This is a genomic window from Verrucosispora sp. WMMA2121, assembly GCF_027460185.1.
GTDB lineage: Bacteria > Actinomycetota > Actinomycetes > Mycobacteriales > Micromonosporaceae > Micromonospora > Micromonospora palythoicola.
The window spans coordinates 12655-32365 of sequence record NZ_JAPZBH010000004.1 but is presented as its reverse complement, the minus strand read 5'-3'; the positions used below and the strand labels follow the sequence as shown (position 1 = coordinate 32365).

Here is a 19711-nt window from a genome sequence, read left to right as displayed (position 1 = left end):
TCGTCCGTTAGGGTTTCTGCGACCAGGCGGCGCTCGGCGGTGAGGGGCAGGGTGTGGGCAGGCTCGCGTCGGCGTACGAGCAGGCGGTCGCCGCCCACCGGGCGGCCCGCGCGCATCTTGACTCCGCCCGCACCGCGCTGAACGCCACCACACCACCCGCTCCGGTGCTCGACACCGACCTGCTGGCCCGGCTGGCGAGGGTCGGTGCCGCGCTGGCCACCCCGACCCCGGGCACCCCACTGGCCCGCCAACCCGTGCCGGTGCGCGTCGGGGAGGCGGTCACCGCCGGCGGTGGGTTCCCGGTGCTGCTGCCCCTGGGCGCCGGGCACCACCTGGCGATCGACGGTGACGGCCGGCACCCGGCGGTCGCCGGGCTGCTGCGGGCCCTGGTGCTGCGGCTGCTGGCCACCGCCGCGCCCGGTGGCGTGCGGGTCGCCGCGCTGGACACCGCCGCCCTCGGCGCCACCTTCGGTCCACTGCGACCACTGCTCGACGCCGGAGTCGTCGACCCGCCCGCCACCACCGAGGCGGAGGTGACCGCACTGCTCGACGCCGCCGAACGGCACGCCCGGACCGCCCGGCAGGCCGACCACCCGGACCAGGACCTGCTGCTGCTGGTCGCCGCGTCCATCCCCTCGCCCCGCGAGGCCGCCCGGCTGGCCGCGCTCACCCACGCCGGCCCGGCCGCCGCCGTCTGTGTGCTGCTCGCCGGCTGGCCGCCGGCCGGGCCGGGCGAGTCCGCCCCACCGCTGGGCGCCACCACCGCGCTGCGACTGACCGACGGGTACGCCCGGGTCGGTGATCCGCCCGGCACGCCGTTCAGCGCCGACGGCAGCGGGCTGGCCGCGCCGGTGGTCCTCGACGGCGACCCGCCGCCGGCCTCCGTCGCCGCACTCGCCACCCACCTGGGCGAGGCCGCCCGGCGCGGCGCGGCGGTCGACTTCGCCGACCTGCTGCCCGGGCAGCGGTGGACCGCCTCCGCCCGGGCGGGCCTGCGTACCGTGGTCGGGCGGGCCGGACGTGACCCGGTCACCATGGGCTTCGACGACGCCACCCCGCACTGGCTGGTCGGCGGGCGTACCGGCGCCGGCAAGACGGTCTTCCTGCTCGACGTCCTGTACGGCCTGGCCGCCCGCTACCCGCCGGCCGAGCTGCAGCTCTACCTCCTGGACTTCAAGGAGGGGGTCAGCTTCACCGAGTTCGTGCCCACCGAACGCGACCCGTCGTGGCTGCCGCACGCCCGCGCCGTCGGCATCGAGAGCGACCGGGAGTACGGCGTGGCCGTGCTGCGCGAGCTGCGCCGCGAACTGCACCGGCGGGCCACCGCACTCAAGCGGCACGGCGTCACCAAGCTCGCCGACCTGCCCGCCGACACCTCGGTGCCCCGGATCGTCGCCGTGATCGACGAGTTCCACGTGCTGCTCGCCGGCAACGACCCGGTGGCCCGCGAGTCGGTCGACCTGCTGGAGGAACTGGCCCGCAAGGGCCGCTCGTACGGCGTACACCTGGTGCTGGCCAGCCAGAGCACGACCGGGATCGAGGCGCTCTACGGCCGTGCCGAGGCGGTCTTCGGGCAGTTCGCCCTGCGGGTGGCGCTGCCCGGCGGCGGGGGAGTGCTCGACCACCTCAACGACGCCGCGGCGACCCTGCCGGTCGGCTCGGCCGTGGTCAACACCGCCGCCGGTGCGCCCGGGGCGAACACCGTGATCCGCTTTCCCGACGCGCACGCCGCGACCGACGAGTTGACCCGGCTGCGCCACGAGTTGTGGCAGGCCCGCCCCGCGGGTGCCCGCCCGCCGTCGGTGTTCCGTGGCTACGCCACCGCCCAAGTCGAGGACGACGCCACCTTCACCGGGCTGCGCCCGGGTGGTCGGCGTCCACTGGCGCTGGTCGGTCGGACGGTCGACGTGGACGGCACCACCGCCCTGTTCATCATGGACACCGCCCCCGGCCGGCACCTGGCCGTGGTCGGCACCTCGTCCGCCGGGGCCGAGGTGCTGCGGGCAGCCACCCTGAGCCTGGCCCGCCAGCACGCCCCCGGCGAGGCGACGTTCGTGCTCGCTCCGCTGGTCGCCGCCGCCGACCCGGCCGCCGACGACACCGCCGCCACGCTGGCCGCCGCCGGGCACCGGGTCGAGCGGCTCGACGCCGCCGCCCTGCGCGACCGGATCCGCGCCCTCGCCACCGGCGGAAGTGGTGACCGACCGGAGCGCGCCTACCTGGTGGTGTTCGGGATGGACGCCGCCGCCGGCCTGCTCGGCGAGAGCGACCCCACCACGTTCCGCTCCGGCCACGACGACCTGCGGGCGCTGTTGCGGCAGGGGCCCGGCCACGGGGTGCACCTGCTCGGCTGGTGGCGCGGCCTGCGCCGGCTCGCCGACGACCTCGGCGGCACGCAGAACCGCGACGATGTCGCCTGCCTGGTCGCGTTGAACGTGCCCGGCTCGGATCTGGGCCTGCACCTCGGCGTGCACGACCTCGCGTACGCTCCCCGCGCGGATCGGGCGCTGCTGGTGGACCGGCACGACCAGCGGGTCCGGTTGATCGTGCCGTTCGTCCGTGACGGTGACCCCTCCGACGGGCAGGAGTGAGGCGTGTCCACCTTCGACGAGTACGCGGCGCTGGCCCGCCACCTCGCCGTGCAGCACCGCGCCGGGGAGCAGGGCGCCGCCGCCGAGGCCGAACGGCAGCGGGATCTCGGTGCCGCCGTGGAGTACCTCGACCGACGGCTGACCGCCCAGGGGCAGCGCCTCGACCACCTCGGCCGCACCCTGGGCAGGGCACCTGGCCAGGTGTCCACCGTTGCGCCGACCGGTGTTCCGCCGGGCGGATTACTGCCCGGCGGTCCGCCGCCCGGCCCGCCGTCGAGCGCGGCGCCTACCTCCGGGCCACCGGCCCCGCCCGGCCCGCCCGGGAGCGCGACGCCGGTGCCCGGGGCCGCCGGTCGGCCGGCGGGTCCGTCCGGATATCCGGCTGGTGGGTGGGGGACGGGGTCGGCCGGCGGCGCAGCCGCCGCCCCGGGGCGGTCGGATGTCGGGGCGTACTCCCCGATGGGTGTGGGGGAGACGAACCCGGCGCTGCCGGTGGCGGTGAGCGCGACGGCGGCGGGGGTGCCGAGCCCGCGCGCGGGTGAGGTCGACCCGGCGACGGAGCTGGAGCTGGCCCGGCGCTGGGCCGACGAGGCCGACCGGCACGGACAGCAGGCGGAACTGCTCGCCCAACAGCCGGCGCTGCTGCCGAGCTGGTCCCCGATGGCCCGGTCGGTCGCCGTCTACCTCGGATTCGCGGGCGTGTCCGTGGTGCTCATGCTGGTGATGGTGCTCGCCTCAGGCGTCGGCGTGGTCGGTCCGAGCACCCTCTACGCCTGGACGTGCGCCGGCCTGCCCGCGGTGTCGCTGATCGGCGGCTGGCTGGTGCTCGGCCGCTGGGGCCGGCCCGCCGTCGGCGCCGCCACCCCACCGCGCTATCCGGTCCTGGGGTTCCTGCTCTGCTTCCTCGCGGTCCCCCTCGCCTACTGCGGTTATCTGCTGCTCTTCCGCGTCATGCGCTGACCCGACGCGGTCGAGGCTCCGATCGGCCCGTCCCGACTCGGCCAACGGCGTTCCTGGCGGTGCGGGTGGCTGGCGGCGCAGGAGGTGGTGTGTGGTTCGGGCGCCCCCTGCCCCTTGCTCGGCGAGACGCGATTGCTGTGCGGCGGGTGCACTTGTTGTCGTCACGACGACAACAAGTGCACCCACGGCTGGACGTCGCGCGAGGTCGGGTGGTCGCGGCGGGCGAGTGGATCTCGTAGGCTCCTGTGTGGTCGCCGCTGGTGAGCGAGCGGCGACGCCGGTGTGGTGCGATCGTGGGGAGGGCGTGTGAGCGCGGCGGAGATGATCGCCAGGCTGGCGGCGGCGGCCCAGAAGCTGGACGAGGCGAAGGCGAAGACAGCGGCGGCGGCGCAGGACGCGGCCGAGGCCCGGCAGCTCGTCGCCGGCGCCCTGCAGGGCGTGGCCGCCGGGCCGTTGATCAACATGATCGACTCGTACCGGCAGGCGCTCGCCCAGGCGGCCCAGGGGCACGAGCCCGCCCGGCAGCACGTCCAGGAGACGATCGCCAAGGTACGCGCGCTGGGCAACTGAGTCGGAAACCGATCGAGGCGGTGGGATGAGCAGCGGCGAGACGCGCGACGGTGGGGTGCTCGACGGCTTCCACATCGGGCAGGTGCCCGCCGGCGTCGGTGACGAGGTGTCGGACTTCGCCACCGAGTGGGACGACGTACGCTTCGCCAGCCGGGTCTGGGAGCGTCAGACGCCCGACGGCCATCGCGTGGATCTGCGGGTCCACGTGTTGCGCGGGGAGCGGCTGGTCGACCTGACCGCGCTACGGGACTTCCTCTGCGGGTATCACGAGCGCGACCCCGCCGAGTGGCAGCTGAGCGAGTTCCCGCACGGTGACGGCCCCGGCCTGCACGACGGCGGCCAGGCGTTCTGGCTCGTCGAGCCCGGCGTCGCGGTCAACGTGCTGACGACCCCGGAGTTCGGCGGGTCGCTGCTGTCGACCGCCCGGTCCATTCAGGCCGGTGACAGCGACCCGCAGGAGTGACGAGGCTGGCCGCTCAGCGCAGCCACCGTACGCGTTTCTCGACGGTCCGGATCACCCTGCGCCACGCGCTGGTCGCCGGCCCCGAATTCATGGCGTCGAGCCGACGCCGTGCGCCCCATCCGGCGAGTGGTCGGTCGGCGACCCGCATCAGATCGTCGAGCGTGTCGATCGCCGAGCCGACGTGCAACAGCTCCAACGCCTCGGCGATCCCGAACGCCTCCGCGATGTCCACCAGGAGATCGCGGTTGGTGATGAAGAGCCGGGGAACCCACTCGGTCACCGGGTGCCTGATGCTGTAGAGAATCAGCCCGAAGTCGTACGTGCGAGCGTCGTCGACGCTGATTCCGGCCTTGAGGATCGAGTTCATGAACTCGTCCCAACCGGGAACTGCGGCCAGTTCGTGGGAGCTGGTCTCGGTCAGGTACCGGTGCAGCGTCTCCTTGGCGCGGAACAGGAGCAGCTCGCCGTCGGCGCCGGGAAAGAAGGCCACCGACTCCGGGATTTCGGATCGAGCCACCAGCGTGTAACCCTCGGCGCCATCCGACAACGAGATGGTTATCGGTTCGATGGTCAGCGGTTCCGGTAGATACGCCGGCTCGTACCGGGGATGCGTCCACCGGGCGCGGGGATGCTGATGCTCGCGTGCCTCCCGCTCGCGTATCCGCGCCAGCCGCTCGGCCTCCGCCCGTTCGCGCATCTCGCGCTCGCGGGCTTCCTGCTCACGGGCCTCACGTGCCGCGTGCTCCCGGGCCCGTCGTGCGTCCGCCGCCCGATTCCGGGCCTCCTGCTCGCGCGCCTCGCGTTGCTGGGCTGCCCAGTCGTGGGCCCGCTGCCCACCGCCCGCCCGCTGGCGCCCCGCGCGTTGCTGTTCCTCGGCCTGGCGTTCGCGCGTCTCGCGTTCCCGAACATCGGTGAGCATTTTGTACGCCCGGTTGATCTGCTGCATCTGCCGGGTCGCTTCTTCGCGAACGTTCTCCGGGCTCGACTGATGCTTGTCCGGGTGCCAGACCTGCACCAGGATCAGGTAGCGCTGGCGTATCTCAGCCGCTGACGCTTCCCGGCTGACGCCGAGAAGCACGTACGGATCCTGCTCGTTCGGGGACATCGATTCGCCGGATCCTCAAGGGTGCTGGACGCGTCCGCCGGTGATGCTAACAGCACCCGTCGATACGGTGGATCTGGCCGCCGCCGGGCCAACCCCGGCTTCCTGAAGATCATCCTCTGCTGGTCTGAGACGGGCGGGGAGCCGAGCTGCTGGTCTAAGTCGACGCGAGGGCTGGTAGTGCGGGGTAGGTCAGCAGTTGCGTCAGGTCAGCCGCCGGACGACCGGACGGAGTACCGCGATCAGCCCGCTGAGGTCCGTGCTGGCAAGGTGCTGGTGGCACGCCGCGATGTTCGCCTCCGCGTTCAACTCCGACCAGTCAAGTAGGTATCCGGCCGCCGCCGCCAGTTGCCGAAGGAATGCGCGAATCGTGCGTCCGTTACCCTCGCGGAAAGGGTGGCAGACGTTCAGTTCGCCGTAGTAGTGCGCCAAGGCTTCGATGAACGCGTCTCGGTGCAGGCCGAGGAGGAATCCGTCCTCGTCAAGACGGCTCAGGATGGCGCTTACCTGGTCGTCGATGTAACGCCAGTGGCAGAATCGTGCGCCGGGCTTGCTGATGTCCACCGTCCTGGTCTGCCCTGCCCAGGGATAGACATCAGAGAAGATGTGCCGGTGGAAAGCTTGGAGATGCTCCAGGCCGTAGTTCCCCGGGATGATCATCCGAAGCGCTTGGACCTCCCGGATCGAAGCCAGCCTGGCCTCGATCTCGGCGAGTTGTTTCGCGTCGGCGATGCCGAGATTGTTCTTCAGGCAGTCCGATCCCGGCCAGCAGTACGGCTCAGTCTCGGTCACCGCGGATCCGGGAGATCTCCTGAGCAATCAGCTCGTCGGCATCGGTCACGCCGGAGGCGACATCGCGGAGCTTGTCCTGCCAGTCCTCGTCGAACTCGACGCCTTCGAGGGCGGCGTTCGCGGAGGCGAGGACGACGGCCGTCTCGACGTTTGCCACCTGCCGGGCGAAGTACGTCCGCATGAGATCGATGTCGAGCTTCTCCGTCGAGCTGGCGGATTCGGGAAGTGCGCCTCGGGCTACGCGCCAGGGCAGTTCGTTGTGCGTCATGGTCGACAACTCGGTCGCGGAGAATCGACCGTAGCTTTCCGCAACCCAGCGGACTGTGTCGGCTTGGGTCGGGGTCAGGCGAGAATGCTCACCGTGCGGCCAGTCGGACACCACGCGCTGTCGTCGGTGGTGGCGGTAGAGGAGCGGAACCACCGGGCCTTCCCGCCAGGCTTCGATCGGCTCCTGGAAAAGAGGATGTCCCTCGCGCGCGAGGTGCCATCCCTGGCAGTAGTAGACGAGCTTCTCCAGCTTCATGGCCGTCATCGGACCGAGTTCGTCCAGCACCGCTGCTGCGACGTCGTGCGCCGTTGCCACCTTCGGCACCCCCCTCCGGGCGTGGGTCTGCCTGGCTTCAGGGTAGCGGCCCGGGGGGACATGTCAGCCCAGGCAGACTGAACGTCACGGACGACCTCTGCCGGAGGCGGCAGGCACCCAGTCGGTGAAGCGGCGGTGCAGGTCCGGCAGGCGGGCGCCGGGGTCGCGCTCGGCGAGTTGGGCGATGGCCTCCTCGCGCAGCGTCACAAGGTAGATCATCAGGCCGGGGATGTTGCCCCGGTACTCGGCGAGCAGGCGCAGCTTCGCCGCAGAGCAGGGCCAGGCGATGCCGCAGGCACGGCAGCGCCACGTCGGGCGGGACGGTACGTGTTCACGGGCGGGCGTGTTCATCCGGCGGTCCTCGTCGCAGCTCGCCGGGCCGGTGTGCGGTGTCGCAGCGGCGGCGCGGGGCGCATTCCGTCGGGGCGTACGTACAACTCGCGGCGGTCGATCGCCTCGCCCTGAGAGTCGAGCTGGTACACCTCGATCCACGCCCACCCGTCGTAGGTGAGCCGGTCGGTCCGTTCGCGGATCACCCGGACCGTGATCGGCCTGGCGAACTGCGGGGATGCGTCGCGGGTCAGCAGGTAGACGCCAGGTGTGACCCGGGGCGTACCGTCCTCGCGGGTGCCGCCCGGCGCGACGGCGGGGCGGGCGGCTCGGCGGGTCGGCCAGCGCGCTGTCGGAACGGCGTTGGCGTGCCTCGTCGCGGACACGACACACCTCCTTCGTCGGTGGCAGGGGGATCGGGGGTCGCCGCGGATGCTCGCCCGGCGGCGACCCCCGGCACGGGCGCGCCTGCCGGGGCCGGGGGATGGGTCGCCGCCAGGCGCGTCGTGCTCCTTCCACCCTGGACGTACGCCCCCTACGCTCGGAACGGTTATCGCCTGATCGCGGAACGTGACGACCTGCCCCGAGCCGGCATGGAACGGAGTGGGGCGTCGTGGAAGGGACTGGAAGCCGTGGGAATCTCGCCGTCGGAGTACCTGCTTCGCGAACTGAGGCGACGCCGGGCGGCGGCCGGGCTGACCCAGGCTCAGCTCGGCGAGCGGGTCTTTTGCTCGGATTCGCAGGTGAGCGCGATCGAGACCGGCACCAAGCCGCCGACGCTGCCGTACCTGACCGCCGTCGACAAGGCGCTTGACACGGGTGGCTACTTCGCGACCCTCTGGGACGAGTTGGTCAAGGGCGACGCCGCGCCGGTCTGGCTGCGCGAGTGGATCCAGATCGAGCGGGATGCGACAGCTTTCCGGTGGTACGAACACTCCTTCGTGCCGGGGCTGCTCCAGACCGAGGCATACGCCCGCGCAACCTTCCAGGCCGCCCGCACGCCATTCGCCGATCTGGACCAGCGGGTCGCGGCGCGGCTCGAACGGCAGGTGGTGCTCGCACGTGATCCGGCCCCGCAGCTCTTCGTGGTGCTGGACGAGATGGTGCTGCGGCGCGCGTGCGGCGGCCCCGACGTGATGGCCGAACAGGTCGAGCACCTGGTGAACTGCGCCGAGCAGCCGCATATCCAGTTGCACATCGTGCCGCTCTCCGCTGGTATCTACTCAGGACTAGCCGGGACGTTCATCCTGGCCGACCTGCCCGACGGATCACGAGCCGCCTGCGTAGATCATCAGTTGGAGTCGCAAACCACCGGGCAGTCGGATTCGATTGCTCGTCTTGCACTGGCATGGGACGTGGTTCGGGGCGAAGCCCTTCCTTTGGGGCAGACCCTCGACGTACTCAAGGAGGCGGCGAAGACATGGACCACCTGACCGGGGCGCGGTGGCGCACGTCGTCCCGCTCGTCCACAAACGGCGGTGTCTGTGTGGAGGTCGCCGACAACCTGCCCGGCGTGGTCGGCGTCCGGGACTCGAAGGACCCCACCGGCCCGGTGCTGACCTTCCCACCTACCGCCTGGCAGACCTTCATCACCCACCTCACCGTCCGGCCCTGACCCTCCGCTCAGCGCAACGTCGATCATGCAGGTGTGGTCGTTGACAGAGCAGTGTGAAACGGTCGATTACGGGTGCCACACCTGCATGATCGGCGGGCGCGACCTGAGACCGGACCGACCTCGTCTCGGGTATCCGATCTACGGGTCGGTGAGCAGGAGCCAGTCGGTGTCGAGGGGCTCGACGTGCGTACCGTCGGGCCAGGTGTGGGTCGCCGTCGTGGTGGCGCGGGCCTGGTCGAACAGGGGGCGGCGGGCCGGGGTGGCACCTTCGAAGGTCACCGGGCCGTGGAAGCGCGCCCGGCCGAAGCTGGCCGCCCCGGCGAAGCGCGCGTCGGCGAACGAGGCTTCACCCCCGAACTCGGTCCAGCGGAACAGGACCAGGTCGGCGAAGCGGGCCCGGCTGAACACGGCGTCGCCACCGAACGAGCTGTGCTCCATGGACAGTCCACCGTGGAACTCGGCCTCGCGGAAGCTGGCGCTGCCGGTGAAGGTGGTGTGGTCGAAGGTGGCGGTCCGGTGGAACGTGCTGCCCCGCCAGGAGGCCTCGCCGAGGGTGGCCCGCTGACCCGACAGCGGGCCACCGAACCCGGCCCCGTCGGCGCTGAGCCGGCCGGTCACCCGGGCGCCGTCCAGGACGATCGTCGCGTCGCCGCCCACCCCGTCGAGCACGAGGGTGTCGAAGCCCGCGCCGAGGCCCAGCCGCCCGGTCAACGTCGCCCCGGTGAACCGGGTGGTGCCGGTGCAGGTGGCGTCGGTCAGGTCGGCGTCGTGGAGGGCGCAGCCGGTGGCGTCGAAGTCGTCGAGTCGCGCACCGGTCAGGTCCAGGCGCACGCCGGGCCAGAAGGCGTCTTCGTCGGCGCGCAGGTGCCGGGTCAACACCCGCTGCGCGCTGCGGCGTACCTCCGTCTCCCGCGCGTCGTCCGGCGACGGCATCCGCAGGTACGCGCAGAGCACCCCGACGATCGTCGTACGCTGCGCCGGGTTGTCCTGACCGAGTCGTTCCAGGGCGTGCAGGCCGCCGAGGCGTACCGCGGCGTTGTCGTTGCCGAGCAGTTCGACGGCCCGGGTGTACAGCTCGGTCAGCCGGCGCTCGGCGGCGTCGTGCGCGGCGGCCTCGGTCTGCTGCTCCTGGTGCCGCTGCCCGGCCTCGGCGACCGCCTCGGCGTGCGCCTGCACCCGGTCGCGGTGCGCCTGGTCGGCGGCGGCGACGACCTCCTGGTGTCGTTGCGCCCGTTCGCTTATCCACTGTCGCCGGGCGGCGAGCAGCAGTGCCAGCCCGCCACCGGTGCCGGCGACCACGGTCAACCCGGTGCGGATGGCGTCGATGCGCAGCGTGGCCCGGGTGTCCGCCGCGGTGGCGCGGTCGGCCTCGCCGAGCAGCCAGGACAGCACCCACCAGCCGAGCAGGGCGGCCAGCAGCAGCCCGACGAGCACCAGCCACCACGGCATGACCCGCAGCCGTTCGTCGCGGGGTGGGGTGCCGGGCACGGCCACAGCATGCCACCGATCCGTTCGTGGCGTAGGCCCCGGACTCGGCCGGCCGGGACCGGCCGGGCCGCTGTCGTGGCGTGCGGCCGGAGAGCCTTCAGCTGACCCGGCCCAAGGTCACGGTGCGGGATCCGGGTACGAAGTCGCTGAAGGACTGTTGCCAGGACTCGCCGGGCCAGTAGTACGTCACACGGCCCTCGACGGGCTGGTAGTGGGCTGTGTAGAGCGTTCTCGACCCCTGCTCGTCTGCGGATCGATAAAGCGGTGGCTTCAGCATCGCTGCCACGTCCGCGCCCGCGGCGCGGATGGCTCGTAGCCGCTCCTGCGTGCGCATGGCGCGTTCCTGCTCGTCGGTCACCGGCAGGTGCTGGTGATTGGCGGCGCAGGCGTCCGGCGCCACCGTCGGCGGCATATCCGGCCCCACGAACACCGTCACCGCCTTGGTGGGATCGACAAGGGTGAGGTTCTGGGGGACGGCGACCGGTAGGGACCGCAGCCTGTCGACTGCCTCATCGACGGTGTCGCACGTCTCCAGCAGGTAGCGCACCAGGATGAGAATGGCGAAGCCGCGTCCGTAGGCGGGACGTCCGCCCCAGGTGATCGAGACCGCGAGACCGGCGTCGTTCATTCCGTCCAGCAAGCCCCACAGCAGGTCCTGCATCCCGAGCACGGGGCGCAGGAAGCAGGAGGAGACGATGGTCCCCTCGCACCGATCGGGTCGCAGGTCATAGTTGCGCAGCAGAGTGCCGTTCTGGCCGATCTGGGTGCACGCCGGGGAGAACGGTCGCAGTGCCGCGTGGGTGAGGAAGACTTCCGCCTCGGGTCGGTCGAGTTGGCCGGCCAGGCGGTCCAGAACCGGGACCAGTTCCGGCAGGTGCGCACGGAACAGCGCCCGAACACGATTCGCGCCCTGCGGAGTCCGGCCCTCCTCGGTCAGCAGGCCCTCCATGTCCTGCCACAGGCCCCGGGCGTGGGCGGCCCACCGCCCGTCGCCGCCGTCACCGACCTCGATCGCCTGGAAGGTCTTGTGCTGTTGCCGCACGGGCTGCCACTCCCACTGCGAGGATCGGATGAGGTGAGGGCAACCTAGCTAATTCGGCAGATATTCACCAGGTCGGACGTGGCCGGCGAACGCGCGGATCATCCGCAGCCGGGCCTCGACCGTCGCGAGGGCGAGGTTGCGGGCGACTTGCGGTAATCGCCAGCCGTCGAGCATCGCCGCCAAGACCGCCTCCTCCGGCCGCAGCGACACGAACGGCTCTTCGTCGATGAGAATCGTGCGCAGACCTCCGGCCAGGGTGAGCGTTACCGCCTCGGCAGGGCCGCCATCGAGCGCGTCCGACGATCGCGTGATCGCATCTGATCGAGTACGCGCCGGTCGCGGCATCGTTACGCTGCCGGTCTCCGAGAGAGGCCGACATGCCGCACGTCGTGTGGTTGGTCCGGTGCTGGCCGGGTGCTGCGGGGCGGCCGGGGTTGCGGAGCGGCTGGCGGCCCGGTAGGTCATCATGATGCAGATCAGCCGATGGTCCGGGTGCCGACCCGGCGGCCGGTCGGGAGAGTCGAGGATGGCATGGAGTTCCTGACCAGTCCCGAGCTGTGGATCGCGTTCGCGACCCTGCTCCTGCTGGAGATCGTGCTGGGCATCGACAACGTCGTGTTCATCTCGATCCTGTCCGGTCGGTTGCCCGAGCACCAGCAGGCCCGGGCCCGGACGATCGGAATCTCGCTCGCCCTGATCACCCGCCTGCTGTTGCTGGCGTCGTTGTCCTGGATCATCGGTCTGACCGCGCCGCTGTTCACCGTGCTGGGGCAGGAGATATCCGGGCGTGACCTGATCCTGTTGCTCGGCGGGATATTCCTGGTCGGCAAGGCGACGTACGAGATCCACGAGCATCTGGAAGGCTCCGACCACGAGCGCGAGGGCCGCAAGGTGGTCTCGTTCGGCGCGGTCATCGCGCAGATCCTGGTGCTGGACGTGGTCTTCTCGCTCGACTCGGTGATCACCGCGGTCGGCATGGTCGACGAACTCGCCATCATGGTCGCCGCCGTGGTCATCGCGATGATCATCATGCTGGTCTCGGCCGGCGCGGTCAGCAGGTTCGTCAACCAGCACCCGACGGTCAAGATGCTGGCCCTGTCGTTCCTGCTGCTCATCGGCGCGAGCCTCATCGCGGAGAGCTTCGACCAGCACATCCCGAAGGGCTACGTGTACGGCCCGATCGCCTTCTCGATCTTCGTGGAGTTCCTCAACCTGCGGGTCCGGGCGCGGCAGCGTCGCCAGCAGGAGCGGCAGCCGGTGCAGTTGCACCCGACGTACGTGAAGCAGGGTTCGCCCCGCACCGAGCCGGAGGCGCAGCCGGAGAGCACGCCCGCCGGCTGACCCGCGCCGAACTCGACGCCGCACGCACCCACCCGGTGCGTGCGGCGTTCGTCGTACGTGGACAGTGCCGCCGTGCGCCCCCGGACGCCCGACACGAATATTCGCTACTCGTGCGTAACTTTTCATTGACGTTTCTAGATTGTGACCCGCATCATCAGTGCACGGTCGATCGGACATCCCACCGCCTCCACCCGGTAACCCCGGGATCCCCTTGGGAGGTGCAGCGATGCTGCTCCGAAAGGCTGTCCCCGTCCTGGCTCTCACCGTCGCCGCCGTCCTCGCGGCTCCCGCCGCCACCGCCGCTCCACCCGCCACCGCAGCGCCCACCAGCGTCGCCACCACCACCGGCACCCCCGCCGCAGCCGATCCGGCCGGCGCACCCGACGGTGTCACCGGGTCCGCCGGCACCGGCGCATCGTCCGTCCGGGACGGCGCGTCCACCGGCGGAGCCGCACCCGCCGACGTCGCGTCCACCGGCGCTGCCGCACCCGCCGACGTCGCGTCCACCGGCGCTGCCGCACCCGCCGACGTCGCGTCCATCGGAGCCGCACCCGCCGACGGCGTGCCGACCGGTGCGGCGGCCGCCGACAACCTGCGGGCGCTGGCCGGTGCCAATCCGGTCATCGTGGTCGGTGGGCTCAGCGGGATCGCGGCCGTCTACGAACCACTCGCCGCCCGGCTACGCGCCGACGGGTACCGGGTCTGGATCTACCAGTTGCCCAACCTCGGGCTCGGCGACATCACCGCGTCCGCCGCCGGGCTGCGCGGATACGTGGGACAGGTCCGCGCCGCCGCCGCGGGTGCCAAGGTCGACCTGGTCGCACACTCCGAAGGTGGCCTGGTCAGCCGCTACTACATCAAGAATCTCGGCGGCGGCGAGGCCGTCGAACGCTATGTCAGCCTGGGCACCCCGCAGTACGGCACCTACGTGGCGAACATCGTGTCGTTCCTCGGCCTGGGCAGCTGTGCCGGCGTGGTCGCCTGCCAACAGATGACCATCGGGTCGTCGTTTCTCACCGCCCTCAACGCGGGCGACGACACGCCGGCACCGGTGCGCTGGACCACCGTGCGTACCTGGCAGGACGAACTGGTCCGACCGGTGGACAACGCGATGCTGGCCGACGGGGCGACGAACGTGCTGATCCAGTCCCGGTGTCCGCTGCGCGTGGTCGGTCACCTCGGCCTGGTGCTCGACGGCACCACCTACACCGTCGTCCGGCAGGCCCTGCGCGACGCCGCGATCAGCCCCAACTGCCTGGCCCTGTGACCCACCCGGCCCGGCGGCCGCACGCAGCCGCCGGGCCGCACCCACCGACACCCACCTGCCCGTCGACGAAGCCCGACCCAGACCCCCCCGATGCCAGGCGGGCCGCGCAGGCAGCAGTTTCCCCGAAGTTGTCGGGTCTGAGCGGGCGCAGGCAGCAGTTTCCCCGAAGTTGCGAGCGCACGGCACGGCACGGCGCGCACGGCACGGTGCGATGCGCATGGCATGGCGCGGGGGCGACGGGGCGTGCGGCGGGGGTGACGTATCGCGTGGAAGATCAGGCGGTGGCGGCGGAGAGCCTTTCGTACTCGGCGTCGGTCAGCCGCACCTGGGCGGCGGCCACGTTCTCCTCCAGGTGCGCCACCGACGACGTTCCGGGAATCGGCAGCATGACCGGCGACCGGCGCAACAGCCAGGCGAGGGCCAGTTGCGCGGGCGTCGCGTCGTGCTCGGCGGCCACGGCGTCCAGCGGGCCGCCCGGCCGGGCCAGGTCGCCGGTCGCGATCGGGAACCACGGAATGAACGCGAGGTCATGCTTTTCGCAGTGGTCGAGCACGTCCTCCGCGTCGCGGTTGGCCAGGTTGTACAGGTTCTGCACGGACACGATCGGCGTGATCCGGCGGGCCGCCTCGATCTGGTCGACGGTCACCTCGGAGAGCCCGATGTGCCGGATCTTGCCCTCCTCCCGCAGCAGCGCCAGCTCACCGAGCTGGTCGGCCAGCGGCACCGCCGGGTCGATGCGGTGCAGCTGGTAGAGCCCGATGGACTCCAGCCCGAGGTGACGCAGGCTCAGCTCACACTGCTGACGCAGGTACTCCGGTCGGCCCACCGGCCGCCAGTCACCCGGGCCGCTGCGGGTCAGCCCGGCCTTCGTCGCGATCAGCAGGTCGTCGGCGTACGGGTGCAGCGCCTCGCGGATCAGCAGCTCGGAGACGAACGGCCCGTACGAGTCGGCGGTGTCGATGAACGTCACCCCCAGCTCGTAGGCGCGGCGCAGCACCCGGACCGCCTCGGCCGGATCCTTCGGGTCACCCCAGACCCCGGGACCGGTGATCTGCATCGCGCCGTAACCGAGCCGGTCGACCGGTATGTCGCCGCCGATACGGTAGGTGCCGGACTCCTTCGCCGGTCGGGTGCCGGTGTCGAGCGCCATGGGGGCCACCTTTCGGTTCGCTGGCTGTCGGAGCCTCAAATTACCCCGGTCGGCTTCGGGACAGCGGGCGGTCGCCGTGGCTGATACTGCTGTGCGGGACGGTGCCTGCGACGGGAGGGCTGGCATGTGGCGACCGTTCAGGTCCGATCCGGTCCGGCGGCTGCGGGAGCGGCTGGACAGCTACGGCACCACCATGGAGCCGCGGTGGGTGCTGGACCACGAGGCGCTGCGGGAAGCCAAGCCGCTCTACGACCTGCTCAACGGCGTTAGCCGGCGGGGCACGACGGAACGCGAGGCCGAGGCGCTGTTCCTCCTGGCCTGTCTGCACTGGTACCGGTACCAGTGCCTACCGGCGGGCTCGGACGGGCCGGACCTCATCCAGGCGGTCGGGTTGACCGAACTGCTGCTCAGCCTGGCGCCGGAGCGGGTACCGCCGTCGCTGCTGGCGATGCTCCGCGCGCACGTAGCCACCGCCGGCGGACCGGCCGGTCCCGGCCGCGACGTCCGTTCCGGTGCGTCGGCCCGGGCCGATCCTCGTTCCGGCTCCGGGATCGGGGCGTCGGACGCCGGTACCGCGAGCACGGCAGGTTCCGGGCCCTCCGGCAGCGCGCACAGCGGTACGCCGCCCCCCGGTGTTCGCGTCCCGGCCGCGCGCTCCACTCCCGAGGCCGAGTTGGGCGCTGCGCTGTTCGGCCAGGCGGTCATGCTGATGGCCGGGGCCGAGCGTTCCGGGGACTACCGGGTGGCCGACCAGGCGCAGGCGCTGCTGGAACGGGCGCTGGTCGGGACACCGTCCGGCGCACCCGAACGCCTGCACTACCTTTCCGCGCTCGGACGGGTACGCCGGGAGCAGTACCTGCGACTGGGCCGGCAGCAGTCGCTTCCGGCGGCGATCGACGCGCACCGGGAGAGTCTGGAGTCGACCCCGGCCGGTGACCCGGAACGTCCGACCCGGCTGTTCAACCTCGGCAACGTTCTCGGTGACCGGTTCGAACAGGCGGGGGACGTCGCGGCGCTGGACGAGTCGATCCAGCTGCTCGGCGACGCGGCCCGGGCCGCCCCCGCCGACGCGCCGGTGTGGCTGATGGCTCGGGTGAACCTCGCCGGGCAGCTGCGGGAACGCTGGGAGCGCCGGGGTGAGCCGGCCGACCTCGACCGGGCCGTCGACGTGCTGGCGCAGGCGGTGTCCGTCCGGGCCGACCCGCTGGTCCTGTTCACGTACGCGACGCTGGCCAGTAGACGGTTCGTGGCCAGCGGCACCGACCGCGACCTGGACACGGCGATCGAGGCCAACCGTGCCGCGCTGGCCTCGGGGCTCAGCGAGGAACAGGGCGGTCTGGCCCGAGTCACCCTGGCGGGGCTCGTCGGTGAGCGCCACGAACGGCGGAAGACCCCGGCCGACCTGGACGCGGCGATCGAGGCGTACCGGGCGGCGGCGGCCGGACCTCGGCTCGACGGGCAGGACGTGGGCGGGCTGTGGCAGGCCGAGGGCAAGCTGTTGGAGACGCGCTACGCGCTGCACCGCCGGGCCGACGATCTGCGCGAGGCGGAGCGGCTGCTGCGGGCGGCGGCCGACGGGACGACCGACCCGGAGCAGCGGGCCCGCGCGCTCTGCGACCTCGGGTACACACTGGGCCGATGGCACGCCGACCTGTTCGGGTTGGCGACCCTCCGGCAGGCCCGCGAGGTGTTGACCGAGGCGGAGCGGCTGCTGCCGGTCGAGCATCCGTCGCGGCCGGACCTGCTGAACAACCTGGGCGACACGCTGCGTGAGCTGGCCGACCAGGCGGGTGAGCCGGAGCTGCTGGAACTCGCCGTGACGAAGCTGCGCGAGGCGGCGGCGAACCCGGCGCATCCCGCGAAGCTGCCGCTCTACCTGTCGAATCTCGGCCTGGCGTTGCAGGAACTCTTCGGCCGGACCCAGGACCTGGCAATCCTCACCGAGGCGATGGTGGTGCTGCGGCGGGCCGTGGCCGCTGCTCCGCCCGGGAATCCGGACCGGATGTGGGGGCTGTTCAACCTCGGATCGGCGCTGAACCGGCGCACCGAACTGGTCGTCAACGCCGCGCTGCCGACCGACGGTGCCACGCCGGAGCAGGCCCGCGCCGCCGCGCTGGCCGACGCCGAGCAGGCGGTCACGCTGCTACGGGAGGCGGCGGAGCTGGCGCAACGGGAGGCCGAGCCCGAGGAACGCGTCCGGATCGTGCGCACGCTCGCGCTCAGCCACCTGCTGCGGCACCAGCTCACCGAGGATCCCGCCGTGCTCGACGAGGCGGTCACCCTGCTGCGGGCGCTCGCCGACGCGGCCGCCACCTCGGCCGGCGACCAGTACCGGCTGCTGACCAACCTCGGCAACGCGCTGCTGATCAGGTTCCGGACCAGGCGCAACACCCCCGACGCCCGCGAGATGCTGACGGCGTACCGGGCGGCGGTGGCGGCCCTGCCCGTGGACCATCCGGAGCGGACCATGTGCCTGAGCAACCTGGCCGTCGCCGTCGAGGAGATCGCCCACGCCACCGCCGACGCGACCGCTGCGGCCGACGCCACCGCGGAACCGGCCCCCGACGGCCCGGCTCCCGACGGCCCGGCCGCCACGGGGCACCGCGCGGACTCGACCGCCGTCGTTTCGGCTGTCGGCGGCGACCTGCCGGCGGTCGAGCTGGCGGAGGCGATCGCCGCGCTGCGCGAGGCCGCCGCGATCGAGGCGGCGCCGTCGCTGTTGCGGGCGGTCGCCGCGCGGCGGTACGCCGCTCTCGCCGCCGAGGCGGGCGACCTGCCGGCCGCCCTGGCGGGCTACACCACGGCGATCGAACTGCTCGACCTGGTGGCCTGGCACGGCATGGACCTCGACGACCAGGGCCGGCTGCTCGGGCAGTTCCCGGGCCTGGCCGGCGACGCCGCGGCGGTGGCGATCGCACTCGACCGGCCGCAACGCGCGGTGGAGCTGTTGGAGTACGGCCGTGGGGTGCTGCTCACCCGGGCCCACGACGCCGGCGCCGACCTGGCGGCGCTGCGCGCGGAGGCACCCCGGCTGGCCGAGCGCCTGGCCGCCGTCCAGACCGCCCTCGACCGCCTCGACCCGCGCCGCGACCTGACCGGACCCGCGCCGGTCGCCGGGCTGGCGGTCCCGGCCCGCGCCGTGCCGTCCGGTGGCGAAATGGGGGCGGGCTCGGAACGCCGGCACGAGCTGGCCGTCCAGCGGCGCGAGGTGCTTGCGGAGATCCGGCAGCTGCCCGACTTCGACCGTTTCCTCCGCCCACCCCCCTTCGCCGACCTGGCCCGGGCCGGCGAGGACGGCCCGGTGGTGCTCGTCAACGTCGCCGACCGGCGGTGCGACGCGCTGCTGGTCAGCGGGGGACGGGTGACGACGGTGCCGCTGCCCGAGCTGAGCCTCGGCGAACTGCAGGTGCGGGCCGCGTACTTCCTGACCGGGCTCGCCGAGGCCACCGCGCCCGTCGGCGACCCGGGTCCGGAGGCGCAGCGCCGTCGGGCCGCGTTCCGCCGCCGGATCCCGGAAACCCTCGACTGGTTGTGGCGGGTGGTCGCCGCCCCGGTGCTGGACGCGCTGGACCCGGCCGTCGCACCACCTGCCACCGGCGTCACGCCGACGCGCCTGTGGTGGTGTCCCACCGGGGTGCTCACCCTGCTGCCGCTGCACGCCGCTGCCCCGCTGGACGGCGGAGCCGGGGTCCTCGACCGGGTCGTCTCGTCGTACACCGCCTCGCTGCGCTCGCTCGTCCGGGCCCGGCAGGGGCCGGCGGCCAGGTCCGCGCCGGTCACCTCGGCCCTGTTCGTCGGGATGCCCCGCACGCCGGGGCTGACGGATCTGCCGGGCGCGGCGGGGGAGCAGGCCGTGGTACGCCGGCACCTGAGCGACGTGACGTCGCTGACCGGACTGGCGGCCACCCCCTCGGCGGTGCTCGACGCGCTGCCGGGAACGTCCGTGGTCCACCTGTGCTGTCACGGCACCCAGGATCTGGCCGCACCCGCCCGGGGTCGGCTCGCGCTGGCGGGTGGGCCGCTGCATGTACGGGACCTGTGGCGGCCGGCTGGCACCACGGCCGCGCTCGCGGTCCTGTCCGCCTGCGACACGGTACGCGGCGGCGCCGCCCTGCCGGACGAGGCGCTGACCCTGGGCACCGCGTTCCAGTTGGCGGGTTTCCGACACGTCATCGGCGCGCTCTGGGCCATCTCCGACACGCTCACCGTGCAGCTGTGCGAGGACCTCTACGCGGCGCTGGCGGTGGCCGGTGGTCTCGACCCGGAACGGGCGGCGTCCGCCCTGCACCACGCCGTCCGGCAGGCGCGTGCCGCCCTGCCCGACCTGCCGGAGCTCTGGGCCGGCTACGCCCACGTCGGCCCCTGACCGGGCGCGGGTCGCCCTCGCGATCTCACCGGGACGCCCCGGCTCCGGCCC

18 protein-coding genes are annotated in these 19711 nt (G+C 72.5%); 9 read left to right on the top strand and 9 right to left on the bottom strand.

Features of this window, described 5'->3' with window-relative positions; translation table 11 throughout:
• Positions 1–53 precede the first annotated feature (53 nt).
• The 4 genes from O7605_RS00750 (at position 54) to O7605_RS00735 (ending at position 4584) form a co-directional block, all read left to right on the top strand.
• A complete protein-coding gene (locus O7605_RS00750; protein WP_269737433.1) occupies positions 54–2591 on the top strand; it encodes an FtsK/SpoIIIE domain-containing protein in 2538 nt (845 codons plus the stop codon).
• A gap of 3 nt (positions 2592–2594) precedes the next feature.
• A complete protein-coding gene (locus tag O7605_RS00745; RefSeq protein WP_269737432.1) occupies positions 2595–3551 on the top strand; it encodes a hypothetical protein in 957 nt (318 codons plus the stop codon).
• 306 nt (positions 3552–3857) lie between these two features.
• On the top strand, positions 3858–4121 hold the full coding sequence (locus O7605_RS00740) for a DUF6244 family protein (RefSeq protein WP_204014823.1): 264 nt from the start codon (positions 3858–3860) through the stop codon (positions 4119–4121).
• A 25-nt stretch (positions 4122–4146) separates the two neighbouring features.
• A complete protein-coding gene (locus O7605_RS00735) occupies positions 4147–4584 on the top strand; it encodes a hypothetical protein (protein WP_269737431.1) in 438 nt (145 codons plus the stop codon).
• A gap of 13 nt (positions 4585–4597) precedes the next feature.
• Here O7605_RS00735 and O7605_RS00730 read toward each other — a convergent pair whose 3' ends face one another.
• From O7605_RS00730 to O7605_RS00710, 5 genes are all read right to left on the bottom strand, one after another.
• A complete protein-coding gene (locus O7605_RS00730) occupies positions 4598–5689 on the bottom strand; it encodes a J domain-containing protein (RefSeq protein ID WP_269737430.1) in 1092 nt (363 codons plus the stop codon).
• Between the two features lie 201 nt (positions 5690–5890).
• Positions 5891–6478, bottom strand: a complete 588-nt coding sequence (locus tag O7605_RS00725) for a Fic/DOC family protein (RefSeq protein WP_269737429.1) — start codon at positions 6476–6478, stop codon at positions 5891–5893.
• Positions 6465–7061 (bottom strand): Panacea domain-containing protein, encoded by a 597-nt coding sequence (locus O7605_RS00720; protein WP_269737428.1) that lies wholly within the window; start codon positions 7059–7061, stop codon positions 6465–6467. Before O7605_RS00720 ends, O7605_RS00725 begins: the two co-directional genes overlap by 14 nt.
• Before the next feature lie 84 nt (positions 7062–7145).
• A complete protein-coding gene (locus tag O7605_RS00715) occupies positions 7146–7412 on the bottom strand; it encodes a flavin reductase (RefSeq protein ID WP_269737427.1) in 267 nt (88 codons plus the stop codon).
• Positions 7409–7777 (bottom strand): hypothetical protein, encoded by a 369-nt coding sequence (locus tag O7605_RS00710; protein WP_269737426.1) that lies wholly within the window; start codon positions 7775–7777, stop codon positions 7409–7411. Before O7605_RS00710 ends, O7605_RS00715 begins: the two co-directional genes overlap by 4 nt.
• Positions 7778–7984: 207 nt before the next feature.
• Between O7605_RS00710 and O7605_RS00705 the strand changes: the two genes are divergently transcribed.
• The gene (locus O7605_RS00705) at positions 7985–8824 is read left to right on the top strand and encodes a helix-turn-helix domain-containing protein (protein WP_443083854.1); all 840 of its coding nucleotides are present in this window, start codon (positions 7985–7987) and stop codon (positions 8822–8824) included.
• Complete coding sequence (locus O7605_RS00700) at positions 8812–9006, top strand: DUF397 domain-containing protein (RefSeq protein ID WP_269737424.1); 195 nt, start codon at positions 8812–8814, stop codon at positions 9004–9006. The genes O7605_RS00705 and O7605_RS00700 overlap by 13 nt, the downstream gene beginning before the upstream one ends.
• 138 nt (positions 9007–9144) lie before the next feature.
• Here the strand turns inward: O7605_RS00700 and O7605_RS00695 are convergent, their stop codons facing one another.
• The 3 genes from O7605_RS00695 to O7605_RS00685 form a co-directional block, all read right to left on the bottom strand.
• Complete coding sequence (locus O7605_RS00695; protein ID WP_269737423.1) at positions 9145–10494, bottom strand: pentapeptide repeat-containing protein; 1350 nt, start codon at positions 10492–10494, stop codon at positions 9145–9147.
• A gap of 97 nt (positions 10495–10591) precedes the next feature.
• Positions 10592–11536 carry a C45 family autoproteolytic acyltransferase/hydolase gene (locus O7605_RS00690; RefSeq protein ID WP_269737422.1) on the bottom strand — a complete coding sequence of 315 codons (945 nt, stop codon included), beginning with the start codon at positions 11534–11536 and terminating at the stop codon, positions 10592–10594.
• A 48-nt stretch (positions 11537–11584) separates the two neighbouring features.
• On the bottom strand, positions 11585–11881 hold the full coding sequence (locus O7605_RS00685; RefSeq protein ID WP_269737421.1) for a hypothetical protein: 297 nt from the start codon (positions 11879–11881) through the stop codon (positions 11585–11587).
• A 186-nt stretch (positions 11882–12067) separates the two neighbouring features.
• Here O7605_RS00685 and O7605_RS00680 point away from each other — a divergent pair, with 186 nt between their 5' ends.
• The gene (locus tag O7605_RS00680) at positions 12068–12877 is read left to right on the top strand and encodes a TerC family protein (protein ID WP_269737420.1); all 810 of its coding nucleotides are present in this window, start codon (positions 12068–12070) and stop codon (positions 12875–12877) included.
• 226 nt (positions 12878–13103) lie between these two features.
• Positions 13104–14144: a lipase family alpha/beta hydrolase gene (locus tag O7605_RS00675; RefSeq protein ID WP_269737419.1), complete on the top strand. Its 1041-nt coding sequence runs from the start codon at positions 13104–13106 to the stop codon at positions 14142–14144.
• Between the two features lie 274 nt (positions 14145–14418).
• Here the strand turns inward: O7605_RS00675 and O7605_RS00670 are convergent, their stop codons facing one another.
• Positions 14419–15294, bottom strand: a complete 876-nt coding sequence (locus O7605_RS00670; protein ID WP_269737418.1) for an aldo/keto reductase — start codon at positions 15292–15294, stop codon at positions 14419–14421.
• A 124-nt stretch (positions 15295–15418) separates the two neighbouring features.
• On the opposite strand from O7605_RS00670, the gene O7605_RS00665 reads away from it, so the two are divergent.
• A complete protein-coding gene (locus O7605_RS00665) occupies positions 15419–19660 on the top strand; it encodes a CHAT domain-containing protein (RefSeq protein WP_269737417.1) in 4242 nt (1413 codons plus the stop codon).
• Positions 19661–19711: the final 51 nt, after the last annotated feature.